Origin of the sequence: Moritella sp. PE36 (assembly GCF_000170855.1) — a bacterium.
In the GTDB taxonomy this organism is placed as follows: domain Bacteria; phylum Pseudomonadota; class Gammaproteobacteria; order Enterobacterales; family Moritellaceae; genus Moritella.
This window is the reverse complement of record NZ_ABCQ01000007.1, coordinates 100,299-113,263: the sequence shown is the minus strand read 5'-3', so window position 1 is coordinate 113,263 and position 12,965 is coordinate 100,299. Positions and strand designations below refer to the sequence as shown.

Sequence of the window (12,965 nt, the reverse complement as noted above, 5' to 3'; positions counted from 1 at the left end):
AAATTATGGCGATTCAACGCACATTTTCTATTGTTAAGCCTGATGCAGTAAGAAAAAATTTAATTGGTGCTATTTACTCTCGTATTGAAGCAAGTGGTTTAAATGTTGTTGCAGCAAAAATGCTTCACCTTACCCGTGAACAAGCGGAAGGTTTTTATGCAGAACATGAAGGCAAAGTATTCTACGAACCATTGATGGAATTTATGACGTCAGGTCCGCTCATGGTGCAAGTATTAGAAGGTGAAAATGCGATCACTTTCTACCGTGAGTTAATGGGGGCGACTAACCCTGAAAATGCAGCCGCGGGCACGTTACGTTGTGACTATGCTGAGAGCATGCGTTTGAATGCGGTACATGGTTCTGATAGTGAAGAATCAGCTGCACGTGAAATTGCTTACTTCTTTACTGAAAACGAAGTATGCCCACGTTAATGAGTTAGTGTAGCGGGCTGTAAAGTCGTTGCGTAGTGATGCGTGATTAATTTACTGCCCGGTTTTATGATTATATTTCCCACCTCCACATTCTATGCATTTCCTCTTTAAACTCTGATATTCAGCCTTAATCATTTGTTATCGCACTCGATTCTTTGTTATTGAAAATAACGGTTAATAAATTATTTTGTTTAATTCGGCTAATGCGCTAGCGTCTAGGCGTTAAACTTTGTACAATCCCGCGCCCTGAAACCTCAATTTTAGTATCGTCTTTTTTATCCAACTATGCTTAAGTATGGTTTAAAATTGAGTCTTAAATTGTTTCAAACCGAATAAAATAAATGACAGAGGCTCACTTCATGAGTAATAAAAAAATTAATCTATTAGACTTAGATCGCAAAGCGATGCGCCAATATTTCGCTGACATTGGTGAAAAACCATTCCGTGCTGATCAAGTGATGAAATGGATCTATCATGAAGGCTGTGATGATATTAATGAAATGACTAACTTGAATAAAAAGTTACGAGAAAAATTATTACGTGAAACTGTTATTCAAGCACCTGAAATTAGCAAAGAGCAACGCAGTGCTGATGGTACGATCAAGTGGGCATTAAAAGTTGATGGTCAAGAATATGAAACGGTCTACATCCCAGACGGTGACCGCGCGACTCTGTGTGTATCATCTCAGGTAGGTTGTGCTCTCGAATGTACATTCTGTTCGACTGCACAACAAGGTTTTAACCGTAACCTACGTGTATCTGAAATTATCGGTCAGGTTTGGCGTGCAAGTCAAGTTATCGGTTTTAATAATAAGAAACGTGCGATCACCAATGTCGTGATGATGGGTATGGGTGAACCACTGCTTAACATGACAAACTTGGTCCCGGCATTGAACATAATGTTAGATGATTATGGTTTTGGTTTATCAAAACGTCGTGTAACCGTATCTACTTCTGGTGTAGTACCTGCATTAGATAAATTAGCGGATTCAATTGATGTAGCATTGGCTATTTCATTGCATGCATCGAATGATACATTACGTGACGAGCTTGTCCCTATCAATAAAAAGTATAATATTGAAATGTTACTAGCATCGGTTAAAAACTATATTGGTAAATCAAATGCCAATCGTAAAAAAGTAACGATTGAGTATGTATTACTTGATCACGTGAATGATTCAACCGATCAAGCACATGAATTAGCGCATTTATTAAAAGATACGCCGTGTAAAATTAACTTGATCCCGTTTAACCCGTTCCCGGGCAGTGACTATGGTAAACCAAGTAATAGCCGCATCGATCGCTTTAATAAGGTGCTGATGGAATACGAAAATACGGTGACAATTCGTAAAACCCGCGGTGATGATATTGATGCTGCTTGTGGTCAATTAGCGGGCGATGTAATCGACAGAACGAAAAGAACATTAAAAAAACGGATGCAAGGTGAAGCGATTTCAGTCAAGATGGCTGATTAATACTTTTGACTAGATGGATTTAGGCATGAAACGTTTCGCTGTAGTAGGATTACTAATAACAGCACTGGCTGGATGTAGCACACAAAGTTATATTGAAACCAGTGCTGGCTTGACTGATAACTCTGTTGATAAAATTGCAGCGTCCCGAAGCCGACTCACCTTAGCGCTTAAGTATATTGAAATTGAACACTATCAAAATGCGAAAATAAATCTTGATAAAGCTAATCGTTATACACCTGACGATGCGAATATTTATTTAGCTTATGCATATTACTATCAGAAAGTAAAAGAGCATCAACAAGCTGAGAAAGCCTATTTATATGCGCTCGACCTGGCACCAGATGATGGTAATATTCATAATAACTTTGGTGTATTTCTATGTGGACTTGCGCGATTTGATGAAGCAGAAACTGAGTTTTTAACCGCAATCGCGTCGCCGAGCTATAACCAAATTGCGAATAGTTATGAAAATGCGGGGCGCTGTGCGCATGAACAAGGCAATAATCCCCTTGCATTAAAGTATTTACAGTCATCTTTCGCATATGAACCGCAAAATTTAAACGTGCTGTTCTCTATTGCTGAATTACACTATAAACTGGCCGATTATGCGGTGGCCAAACAACAATTAACTATATATGAGTCAATCAGTAAAGTAACCGCTCGTAGTCTTTGGTTGGGTTTTAATATTGCAGAAAAACTGAATAATTCGGCCGTCGCTGAAGTATATAGTCGGCAATTATTAGCTCAATTTCCATTAGCGTTCCAAACACAAAAATATATTACAAATGACTATTGATTTAGAAACCTTAAAAGACCCTGATAAAGCTGCTGAATTGCAGGGGAATATCGATGTGGTGACTGCAGGCCAAATGTTGCAAGATGCAAGAATTGCATCTGGTATCAGTGTGCAAGAGGTCTGTAATCATATCCACCTTAAATTGTCCGTTATCAACAATATTGAACAAAGTGTTGCTGATAAACAAATCTCATCTACATTCATGCGTGGCTACATTCGTTGTTATGCTCGTTATCTTAAAATATCTGAAGATGAAGTCATTACTGCTTATGATGGCCAAAATGTAGCATGTGAACAACAAACTGAATTACAGAGCTTTTCCTGTCGAACTAAATTGGAAGCACACGATAACCGTTTAATGCTGGTGAGTTACGGTATTATTGGCTTTATGCTAGCGGTATTTTTAATTTGGGGATTAGGAGATGACGTTGATGTTGACGTTGTTGTGCCAGAGCCTATCATCACGCAAACGATAGAGTCAGTTGGTGCTGTGACGGTTATTGAAGAGCAAGCCCCTTTGGTTGTTGCTGAAAGTCCTGAGTTTGATAGCACTGAGTTTGAAAGTACTGAGCTTGATAGTACCGTAGCGCAGACTCCAGCATTGGATGTTATCGCACCTCCATCATCAGAGGTCGTTCCAGCAGAAGTATTGGCACACGTCACCGCGCTACCGACGATCACTTCACCTGTGGTTACAAATACTCCTGATAATAAACCTGCTATTGTTGCTCAGTCATTGGTACTGACCTTCGCCGGAGATTGTTGGATACAAGTTAAAGATAAAAACGGCAAAACATTGTCGACGGGTGTGAGAAAAGCCGGTCAGTCAATTTCATTACAAGGTTTAGCACCATTATCAATTAAACTTGGCGCACCAGAGTATGTCACAATGAGTTATGCCGGTGAGTCAGTCGATTTATCAACCTTTAAACAAGGTAAACTTGCTAAATTTAAAGTACCTTTTGAAGCTTAATTAACGAGTTATAAATATGCATCAGGAAAGTCCAATTATTCGCCGCCACTCAAAACAGATCATGGTTGGTAAGGTACCCGTTGGTGGCAATGCCCCGATTGCAGTACAGTCAATGACAAATACTTTGACGACGGATGTTGCTGCAACCGTTGCTCAGATTAAAGCATTAGAAGCCGTTGGTGCTGATATTGTGCGTGTTTCCGTGCCGACCATGGATGCCGCAGAAGCATTCAAACTAATTAAACAACAAGTTGATGTGCCACTGGTTGCTGATATTCACTTTGACTACCGTATTGCACTTAAAGTCGCTGAATACGGCGTTGATTGCTTGCGTATCAACCCAGGTAATATCGGTAATGAAAGTCGTATCCGCTCTGTGGTGGATTGTGCCAAAGACATGAATATTCCAATTCGTATTGGTGTTAACGGTGGTTCATTAGAGCGTGAGATCCAAGAGAAATATGGTGAGCCGACAGCGGCTGCGTTGGTTGAATCAGCAATGCGTCACGTTGATATTCTTGAGCGCTTGAACTTTGATCAATTTAAAGTCAGTGTCAAAGCATCGGACGTGTTCCTTGCGGTGGCATCTTACCGCCAATTAGCAAAGTTGATCGAGCAACCATTGCATTTAGGTATAACTGAAGCGGGTGGTTTCAGAAGTGGTGCGGTTAAGTCAGCCGTTGGCCTTGGCATGTTATTAGCCGAAGGCATCGGTGATACAATACGTATTTCATTGGCTGCAGATCCTGTTGAAGAAGTACGTGTTGGTTTTGATATTTTAAAATCATTACGTATCCGTAGTCGTGGTATTAACTTTATTGCTTGCCCGACCTGTTCTCGTCAAGAGTTTGATGTGATCAGTACCGTTAATGCACTTGAAGAGCGTTTAGAGGATATTATTATCCCAATGGACGTGTCTATTATAGGTTGCGTGGTAAACGGCCCTGGTGAAGCGGAAGCTGTACACATCGGTGTAACTGGTGGCAGTAATAAGAGCGGTTATTACCTTGATGGCAAACGTCAGAAAGAACGTTTTGATAATAACGATATAATCGACCAGCTTGAGGCTAAAATTCGAGCTAAAGCAGCGATGATGGCACCTGAAAACATCATAGTAACGGACGCAGGATCGTAATTTTCCCAGTAAAGGTGTTGAAATTAGGATAAATATCCTACTAACACCTTTGAATATTTTACCTCGACGTAGAAACTCCTTATAATCCGGGGTTATATGTCTTTTTTAATTTTCGAGAGTGACCGTGGCTAAACCTATCCAAGCAATTCGTGGCATGAATGATTGCTTACCAGAACAAACGCCGGTATGGCAAAAAGTAGAATCAATATTACGTGATACTGTTGCAGCCTATGGCTACTCTGAAATTCGTATGCCAATCGTTGAATCTACGAATTTATTCAAGCGCGCGATCGGCGAAGTAACAGACGTTGTTGAAAAAGAAATGTACACGTTTGATGATCGTAACGGTGACAGCCTAACATTACGCCCTGAAGGCACAGCTTCAACAGTGCGTGCTGGTATTCAAAATGGTTTGTTATATAACCAAGAGCGTCGTATGTGGTACATAGGTCCTATGTTCCGTCACGAACGTCCACAAAAAGGGCGCTATCGTCAATTCCACCAATTTGGTGTAGAAATATTTGGTCTTAAAGGCGCGGATACCGACGCGGAAGTTATTTTATTAACCGCACGCTTGTGGAGACTACTTGGTATTGAGCAACACGTGACATTACAGCTGAACTCTCTGGGTTCTTCTGCAGAGCGTAGTGCGCATAAAGAAGCATTAATTAGCTTCTTAGAAGGTTTTAAAGACCAGCTTGATGAAGAAAGCCAACGTCGCATGTATACCAACCCATTACGCGTACTCGATAGTAAGAATCCAAATGTTCAAGCATTGCTTAACGATGCACCAAGCTTAGCGGATTACTACGGCGAAGAAACTAAAGCGCATTTCGATGGTCTATGTAAGATGTTAGATAGTGCAGGCGTTAACTATCAAATCAATCATCGTTTAGTGCGTGGCCTTGATTATTATAACTACACTGTATTTGAGTGGGTAACTGAAAGCTTAGGCGCGCAAGGTACTGTGTGTGGTGGTGGTCGTTATGATGGCTTAGTGGAACAATTGGGTGGTAAAGCAACCCCTGCAGTTGGTTTTGCATTGGGCATCGAACGCCTCGTATTATTATTAGAAACATTAGAATTAACCGCTGATATTGCTGGCGCTGTTGATGTTTATATCGCAGCATTAGGCGAAGGCGCTGATATGCACGGTATGTTATTAGCAGAGCAGTTACGCGATCAAATGCCGAATGTGAAATTTATGATGCATAACGGCGGCGGTAACTTTAAGAAACAACTTAAACGAGCTGATCAAAATGGCGCTAAAGTAGCACTTATTCTGGGCAGCGACGAAATCGAAAACCAACAAGTGACGGTGAAAGATCTGACTGGTAAGACACAGCAGCAAACTATCGCAGTCACTGAGTTAGTAAATAAATTAACCACGCTATTAAGCAAGTAAAGCAACAAGTAAGCAATACTGATTAATTGTGTTTAAAAATTAAGGGTGAGACGTGGAAGGTTACGCTACTGAAGAACAACAAGTTGAAGCGCTGAAATCATGGTGGAAGTCCCATGGTAATGCGGTTATTTTTGGTACTGTACTAGGCCTAGCTGGCTTAGTGGGTTTTCGTTATTACAACGATAGCCAGTTAGCAGCACAAGAAGAACTATCAGCAGCTTATGATACTGTTGTGACTGAATTATCTGAAAATGGACTTGCAGCAAAGGCGACAACTCAGACGTTTATTGATGCCAACAGTGGTAATGCTTACGCAACACTAACAGCATTACAACTTGCCGCTGAAGCGGTGAAAAAACAAGATTTTGCTGAAGCTGAAACGCAACTTAGCTGGGTAGCGACAAACAGTAATCAAGCAAGTATTTTACCGATCGCTAAGATTCGTCTCGCACGAGTGCAAGCGCAGTTACAAAACTTTGATGCTGCACTGGCGACATTGGATAAAGTGACACTTGATACCTTTGCTAGTAAGAAAGCAGAAGTAAAAGGTGATATCTATGTACAGCAAGGCGATTTAAACGCAGCGCGTAGTGCTTATGAAACGGCGTTAGCGGGTGTTGGTGCAAATACACAGCTGCTACAATTAAAGCTTGATGACCTTGCTATTGCCGACGTTGCAGATGATCTTGATGCTGCAATCGCGGGAGAGTTGAATGACCAATAAGCTGAGAACAATAACAACAGCTGCGGTTCTTTCAGTTTTTTTACAAGGGTGCTCTTTATTCAGCGATGATGAGGACGTGTATTCACCTTTGCCTGTGATCCAAGCTGAATTCACGCCAGAAATTGAATGGCGTGAGAGTATTGGTTCGGGTGTGGGTGAGTATTACTCACAGACACGAACCTTACTTGTAAATGATCGACTTTTTGCTGCAAGTCGTTCTGGTTTAGTGAAAGCGCTAGACCCTATTTCAGGTAATGAAATTTGGGCGCAAGATTTGTCTGATCAAGACGTTTTTAACCGTTTTGATGACAGTGATAATGCGCTGCTTTCTGGTGGTATTGCTGCTGGTTATGGCATGGTCTTTGTCGGTAGTGAAAATGCGGTATTGTTTGCATTAAACGAGGACACGGGCGAAGTACTCTGGCAAGTTGAAACTGACGGTGAAGTGATCGCAAGTCCTGTGGTTGATGAAGGTCTGGTTATCATCCAGACTGGCAGTGGTAGCTTGATTGGCTTTGACGTTCAGACGGGTGAACAGCGCTGGATCCAAAGTTCAGAATTACCGGCGTTGACTTTACGTGGTAATAATTCGCCAATCACCACCAATGGAGCAGCGATTTATGGTCGCAGTGATGGTAAACTAGCCGCAGTCTTTCTCGCTAATGGTCGATTGATCTGGGAAGTGAATGTTGCTAAGCCAAAAGGCGCCAATGACATTGATCGTTTAGTTGATGTTAATGGTCAAGCAGTTGCTCGTGGCACTGAGGTATATACCTCTGCGTTTAACGGTGAGTTAATGGCGATTGAACTACGTTCAGGTAAGGTACTTTGGAAACGTGCATATGCATCGGTAAAAGATCTTACAGTTGCTGGCTTTGAACTGTTTTTAACCGATACTGAAGGTCGTATTCATGCAATCGATCGTCGTAATGGCTTGACCTTATGGTCGCAGAATCGTTTAGCGTTACGCGGTGTAACAGCACCCACTGTCTCGGGCAATAACATTGTTGTCGGCGACAAAGAAGGTTACCTGCACTGGCTAGACCGAAAAACCGGTAAGTTAGTTGCACAAAAATTAATTGACAGTGATGGATTATTTTCTAAAGCCTTGAACTCAGATGAATATCTCTATGTTCAAAGCCGTCGTGGTGACTTGGTTGCGGTAAAAAAACCAATTTAACTGATGAGATAGAATACCATCAACCTAATTTATTGCGCCGAGAGGCGCATTTTGTCCTTTTAAATAAGTGACTTTATTTTACTAGAGCCGTATTGAGGCTGAGGTTAACTATGACCCCTGTAATTGCATTGGTTGGACGCCCTAATGTTGGTAAATCAACATTGTTCAACCGCTTAACTCGTACCCGGGACGCACTTGTTGCCGATTTCCCAGGGTTAACTCGTGACCGTAAATATGGACAGGCTAACTTAGCTGGTCGTGAGTTCATCGTAGTTGATACCGGCGGTATTAATGGTGATGAAGAAGGGATTGATGCAAAAATGGCTGATCAGTCGTTACTTGCGATTGAAGAAGCTGATGCCGTATTATTTATGGTAGATGCTCGAGCAGGCCTAATGGTCGCTGATCAAGCAATTGCCGAACATTTACGTAAGCAACAGAAAAAAGTATTTCTTGTTGCCAACAAAGTAGATGGCCTCGATGGCGATGTTGCTGTTGCTGAATTCTATGCGCTTGCACTTGGTGATATTTACCAAATTGCTGCATCGCAGGGACGTGGCATTAACATTCTTATTGAAGAAGCATTAGCACACGTTGAAGTTGCTGATGCTGAAGATGAAGAAGAATTCTCAGATGCAGACCCTTTTGTAAATGGTGAGTTATTACCAGAAGAAGAGGAAGGTGAGGAAGATGAGCAAACTGCGGAAGATTACGCGCGTTTACCAATCAAACTAGCAATGATTGGTTGCCCTAACGTAGGCAAATCAACACTGGTTAACCGTATTTTAGGTGAAGAACGTGTTGTTGTTTATGATATGCCGGGCACTACCCGTGACAGCATCTACATTCCGATGGAGCGTGCTGGTCGTAACTACATGCTTATCGATACTGCTGGTGTACGTCGTCGTAAAAATATCAATGAAGCAGTTGAGAAGTTCTCGATTGTTAAAGCATTACAAGCAATTGATGATGCTAACGTGGTATTGATGGTATTGGATGCGCGTGTTGGTGTTACCTCACAAGATCTAACGTTATTAGGTTTTGCGATTAACTCAGGCCGTTCAATTGTGATTGCCATTAATAAATGGGATGGTTTAGATGCTGGCGTGAAAGATCGTATTAAATCTGAATTAGATCGTCGCTTAGGCTTCATTGACTTTGCACGTATCCATTTCATCTCGGCATTGCACGGTACGGGTGTTGGTAACTTATTTGAATCGATTACAGAAGCATTCGATTCATCTACTAAGCGTGTATCAACGTCTATGCTAACGCGTATCGTACGTATGGCTGTTGATGATCATCAGCCGCCAATGCATGCAGGACGTCGTGTTAAGCTGCGTTATGCGCATGCGGGTGGTTACAATCCTCCACTGATCGTTGTGCATGGTAACCAAGTAACCAAATTATCGGGTTCATACCGTCGTTACTTAATCAACTACTTCCGCCGTTCATTAAAAATTATGGGCACGCCGATTAAAGTTGAATTCCGTGACAGTGATAATCCGTTTGCAGATAAGAAAAATAAGTTATCATTATCGCAACAGAAAAAACGCCGTCGCATGATGTCGCACTATAAAAGTAAAAAATAATAGCGTCAGTTGTTATTGATAGAAAGGTCTGTTTTTACAGGCCTTTTTTTATGCCTGTGAATCAGGGAAAGGAATATTTAAATCATATTTTCGGTGTTTAAGTGTATACCTTAGCGTAAAGACTGATATTATTTGTGATTAGCTGAATGCCTGTATTTAGGTCGCAGATATTCAGTGCCGCACTGCACTACAGTAGTGTTAGATTTAAATAGGGATATAGGTTAATGAATATGGATAGTGTGAGAGGTTTTGTTTGACCATAGTTGCAGTCGTGTATTTTTCAGCTTCAGGTTCAACTGAGGCGCTCGCTCGCGAAGTGATCTCTGGTGTCAACACCGTTGAAGACGTAAAAGTCATTGAATGTCAGGTGCAGGCCTGGGATTTATTTGAAGGTCGTTTTGATAACGATGAACTGATGTGCTTATTGGATAACGCCGATGCTATTATATTTGGTTCGCCAACCTACATGGGTGGGGTATCAGCTCAGTTTAAAGCGTTTGCCGATGCGACAAGTGAGCGTTGGGATAGCCAACAATGGCGTAATAAATTTGCCGGTGGTTTTACCGTTGGTAGCTGTCTTAACGGTGATCAGGCCAACACGCTTCAGTATATGGCGACATTAGCCAGTCAGCATGGCATGTTATGGATTGGGCTCGATATTGCCGGTGGTTATAACAGCGTGGGGCTAAATCGTCTCGGATGTCAGTTAGGTGTAGTTGGGCATAATCCGGAAGGCGAAGTGCACCGCAGTGATCTCGATACCGCGAAGTACCTGGGGCGTCGTATTGCTATCATCACCAAGACCTGCGCTTCTCAGCTTCAGGCCTTATCATGATGTTATTATTTACAGTTTATTAACTAATATAAGTTATTAGGCGGTTAAACGCTTCACAAGTTGGCTAACCAGCAATTCTGCGCCGACTAAGTCATCATTATCAAACCGGCCAATACTTGGACTATCGATATCCAGTACGCCGATTAATTTGTCATTAACCACAATCGGTACCACGACCTCTGAGTTGCTGGCAGCATCACAGGCTATATGGCCAGGGAAGTCATGCACATCTGTCACTAATTGAGTTTGTAATGTACTTGCTGCTGTGCCACATACTCCACGCCCTACTGGAATGCGGATACATGCAGGTTGACCTTGGAAAGGACCTAATACTAACTCGTCATTCTCGTAAAGATAAAAACCTACCCAGTTAATATCTTCTAGTTCCATAAATAATAACGCACTTAGGTTAGCTAAATTGGCAATTAAATGGGTTTCTTCAGCCATTAAAGCGTCAGCTTGTTGGGCAAGACGCTGATAAAGTTGGATCTTAGACATGTATTCCCTTGATGAATAGATAAGATGAAAGTGTAAGACGCATCTTATCGATGATAGTAATGTGTATTTTATCTGATGATTATATCGTCATAAAGGTTATATTGGTTTGAGCAGGTTCGTTAGGACGAAAAAACAGTGATAAGATATAGTTTAATTTACTGATAATGTGTTTACTCAATGCGAACATAGTAGATCCTCGTCATACTTACAGCTTAGTTAAGACTTACTGTAGAGTATAATGATAGCGGTTACTTTACCTCTTATTTAATATTTATCCTGTTTCATCGACTGAAGTTATAAATTCATGCACATATACCTGGTTACCCACGAGAGAGAGTTCTCGCGCCGCAGTAATACCGGCAAATTAGTCCAACAGTTTCTCCCCGATGAAACAAGTGTTGTGCATTGGCGTCGTAAAGAACCCGATAATCAATTGCTAACGGCGATCAAATCCGGTCGGGTGGCAATTTTGGCTCCAGACGCAGAAGGCGAACATGAAATAAGTGATTTTGATAGTTTGGTATTGCTGGACAGTACCTGGCAAGAAGCGCGGAAAATGTATAGTCGCAGTGACTATTTAAAAGATTTACCTAAGGTCACGTTAACCGCGCCACAAGCATCTGAGTTTATTTTACGCGCCAATCAAGTTGACGGCGGGTTAAGTACCATTGAATGTGTGATCGAACTGCTACGCTTGCAGCAACGCGAACCAGAAGCTGAGCAACTAAGATTAGAGTTTAAGGCGTTTATTCGCGCTTGTTTATAAACGCATGTCGGTAATTCTTTGGTGTACTTTCCGTCCAACGTCGAAAGGCTTTATAAAATGCTGCCGGAGTGGCAAAGCCCAATAAATACGATATCTCACTGAAGGTAAGCAGGGTATCGCGGACATAACTTAATGCCAGACCTTTCCTAGTTGTATCCATGATACTTTGATAGTTAGTCTTTTCTTTGTATAAGCGGCGTCTTAATGTCCAGGCTGATGTCCCCAGTAGTTCAGCTACTTGATTAATATCAGGCATGTTACCCACCAGGTTATGGCTGACTTTTTCAATAACCTTGGTTTGCCAATCCTGATTTTGTTGCAGCTGTTGCAGTTCATTTTGACATAACTGTTGTGCTTGCAGATAACTGCTCATGCAGGCATCGGGTAATGGCGTCTGGATATGCTGGCTATTTAATACTAAACCATTAAATGTGGAATTAAAAATAACCGGGCATTGGAAAAATGCATGATAGCGCTCGCTGTTCTTTGGCTCTGGGTATTCAATATGCACCGCTTTAACAATACTGACAGGCTGGGTTAAGTGCATGGCTCGGGAGGTCAGTAAGGTGAACCAACTTGCTAACACAGAATCAACCACAAAATAATTATACGGATTATACGGGGCTATCGAATAAAAGGTCAGTGTCGGCTCTGGTGCTGTAATAAACGTTGAATGACCCCGTACATTTTGGCTTAACAAACTTTCATATTGGGCGAGTACTTGTGCCATGGTACTGATATTAATGGCCGACATACAGGTGAATCCCAGCATACCATAATGTTGAAAGCAGACATTTTCGCCCATCAGTAAGCCTAGGTCTTCGCGCCCCGTTTGTTGAATTAACTCAAAACCTATGCGCATATATTTGGGAATAGATAAGCGACCATGATGGGCACTAAGCTGCGCGATGGAGACATTGTATTTGGCTAAAATAGGATTGATATCGCAACTGAGCTTATTACTGGTTAAACTCATTTGCTGCAAAAAGTTAACCGAAATATCCCCCAAACTTACTTTTGAATCTATTGTTTCCGTCATTGAATCCATATCCGTCATCACACATGCTAGCCAAGAATTCATCTTTGCTAACTAAAGATAGTTAATTGTATATCATGAGCATTGTATCCGTTGTGCTTTAACGCTACTTTTAACAA

Annotated in this window: 13 protein-coding genes; 11 read left to right on the top strand and 2 right to left on the bottom strand. The window is 41.6% G+C overall.

Annotation, left to right across the window (positions count from 1 at the left end; all coding sequences use genetic code 11):
• Positions 1-5 precede the first annotated feature (5 nt).
• From ndk to PE36_RS06705, 10 genes are all read left to right on the top strand, one after another.
• Positions 6-431, top strand: coding sequence for a nucleoside-diphosphate kinase (gene ndk / locus PE36_RS06750; RefSeq protein WP_006031225.1), 426 nt, complete (start codon positions 6-8; stop codon positions 429-431).
• Between the two features lie 359 nt (positions 432-790).
• Positions 791-1,906 (top strand): bifunctional tRNA (adenosine(37)-C2)-methyltransferase TrmG/ribosomal RNA large subunit methyltransferase RlmN, encoded by a 1,116-nt coding sequence (locus PE36_RS06745; protein ID WP_006031224.1) that lies wholly within the window; start codon positions 791-793, stop codon positions 1,904-1,906.
• A 25-nt stretch (positions 1,907-1,931) separates the two neighbouring features.
• Positions 1,932-2,702, top strand: coding sequence for a type IV pilus biogenesis/stability protein PilW (pilW, locus tag PE36_RS06740; RefSeq protein ID WP_043994129.1), 771 nt, complete (start codon positions 1,932-1,934; stop codon positions 2,700-2,702).
• The gene (locus PE36_RS06735) at positions 2,692-3,675 is read left to right on the top strand and encodes a RodZ domain-containing protein (protein ID WP_006031222.1); all 984 of its coding nucleotides are present in this window, start codon (positions 2,692-2,694) and stop codon (positions 3,673-3,675) included. The genes pilW and PE36_RS06735 overlap by 11 nt, the downstream gene beginning before the upstream one ends.
• Before the next feature lie 16 nt (positions 3,676-3,691).
• The gene (ispG, locus tag PE36_RS06730) at positions 3,692-4,810 is read left to right on the top strand and encodes a flavodoxin-dependent (E)-4-hydroxy-3-methylbut-2-enyl-diphosphate synthase (RefSeq protein WP_006031221.1); all 1,119 of its coding nucleotides are present in this window, start codon (positions 3,692-3,694) and stop codon (positions 4,808-4,810) included.
• A 124-nt stretch (positions 4,811-4,934) separates the two neighbouring features.
• Entirely contained in the window at positions 4,935-6,215 is a 1,281-nt protein-coding gene (gene hisS, locus PE36_RS06725) for a histidine--tRNA ligase (protein ID WP_006031220.1), read from the top strand.
• Between the two features lie 52 nt (positions 6,216-6,267).
• A complete protein-coding gene (locus PE36_RS06720) occupies positions 6,268-6,939 on the top strand; it encodes a tetratricopeptide repeat protein (RefSeq protein WP_006031219.1) in 672 nt (223 codons plus the stop codon).
• Positions 6,929-8,119, top strand: coding sequence for an outer membrane protein assembly factor BamB (gene bamB, locus PE36_RS06715; RefSeq protein WP_006031218.1), 1,191 nt, complete (start codon positions 6,929-6,931; stop codon positions 8,117-8,119). Before PE36_RS06720 ends, bamB begins: the two co-directional genes overlap by 11 nt.
• A 110-nt stretch (positions 8,120-8,229) precedes the next feature.
• Positions 8,230-9,711 carry a ribosome biogenesis GTPase Der gene (gene der / locus PE36_RS06710; protein WP_006031217.1) on the top strand — a complete coding sequence of 494 codons (1,482 nt, stop codon included), beginning with the start codon at positions 8,230-8,232 and terminating at the stop codon, positions 9,709-9,711.
• Positions 9,712-9,964: 253 nt separating this feature from the next.
• Positions 9,965-10,546, top strand: a complete 582-nt coding sequence (locus PE36_RS06705; protein ID WP_043994126.1) for a flavodoxin family protein — start codon at positions 9,965-9,967, stop codon at positions 10,544-10,546.
• Between the two features lie 36 nt (positions 10,547-10,582).
• Here PE36_RS06705 and PE36_RS06700 read toward each other — a convergent pair whose 3' ends face one another.
• Positions 10,583-11,044, bottom strand: a complete 462-nt coding sequence (locus tag PE36_RS06700; RefSeq protein WP_006031215.1) for a GAF domain-containing protein — start codon at positions 11,042-11,044, stop codon at positions 10,583-10,585.
• Positions 11,045-11,348: 304 nt separating this feature from the next.
• Between PE36_RS06700 and PE36_RS06695 the strand changes: the two genes are divergently transcribed.
• Entirely contained in the window at positions 11,349-11,810 is a 462-nt protein-coding gene (locus tag PE36_RS06695) for a tRNA-uridine aminocarboxypropyltransferase (RefSeq protein ID WP_006031214.1), read from the top strand.
• Here PE36_RS06695 and PE36_RS06690 read toward each other — a convergent pair.
• The gene (locus PE36_RS06690; RefSeq protein WP_006031213.1) at positions 11,791-12,891 is read right to left on the bottom strand and encodes an AraC family transcriptional regulator; all 1,101 of its coding nucleotides are present in this window, start codon (positions 12,889-12,891) and stop codon (positions 11,791-11,793) included. The two genes, PE36_RS06695 and PE36_RS06690, sit on opposite strands and share 20 nt — an antisense overlap.
• Positions 12,892-12,965 lie beyond the last annotated feature (74 nt).

Bases quoted from the DNA above. Each gene is read 5' to 3' on its own strand.
- der (WP_006031217.1), top strand. From the start codon at position 8,230: ATGACCCCTGTAATTGCATTGGTTGGACGCCCTAATGTTGGTAAATCA.
- PE36_RS06690 (WP_006031213.1), bottom strand. From the start codon at position 12,891: ATGAATTCTTGGCTAGCATGTGTGATGACGGATATGGATTCAATGACG.
- ndk (WP_006031225.1), top strand. From the start codon at position 6: ATGGCGATTCAACGCACATTTTCTATTGTTAAGCCTGATGCAGTAAGA.
- PE36_RS06695 (WP_006031214.1), top strand. From the start codon at position 11,349: ATGCACATATACCTGGTTACCCACGAGAGAGAGTTCTCGCGCCGCAGT.
- bamB (WP_006031218.1), top strand. From the start codon at position 6,929: ATGACCAATAAGCTGAGAACAATAACAACAGCTGCGGTTCTTTCAGTT.
- PE36_RS06700 (WP_006031215.1), bottom strand. From the start codon at position 11,044: ATGTCTAAGATCCAACTTTATCAGCGTCTTGCCCAACAAGCTGACGCT.
- PE36_RS06735 (WP_006031222.1), top strand. From the start codon at position 2,692: ATGACTATTGATTTAGAAACCTTAAAAGACCCTGATAAAGCTGCTGAA.
- ispG (WP_006031221.1), top strand. From the start codon at position 3,692: ATGCATCAGGAAAGTCCAATTATTCGCCGCCACTCAAAACAGATCATG.
- PE36_RS06745 (WP_006031224.1), top strand. From the start codon at position 791: ATGAGTAATAAAAAAATTAATCTATTAGACTTAGATCGCAAAGCGATG.
- pilW (WP_043994129.1), top strand. From the start codon at position 1,932: ATGAAACGTTTCGCTGTAGTAGGATTACTAATAACAGCACTGGCTGGA.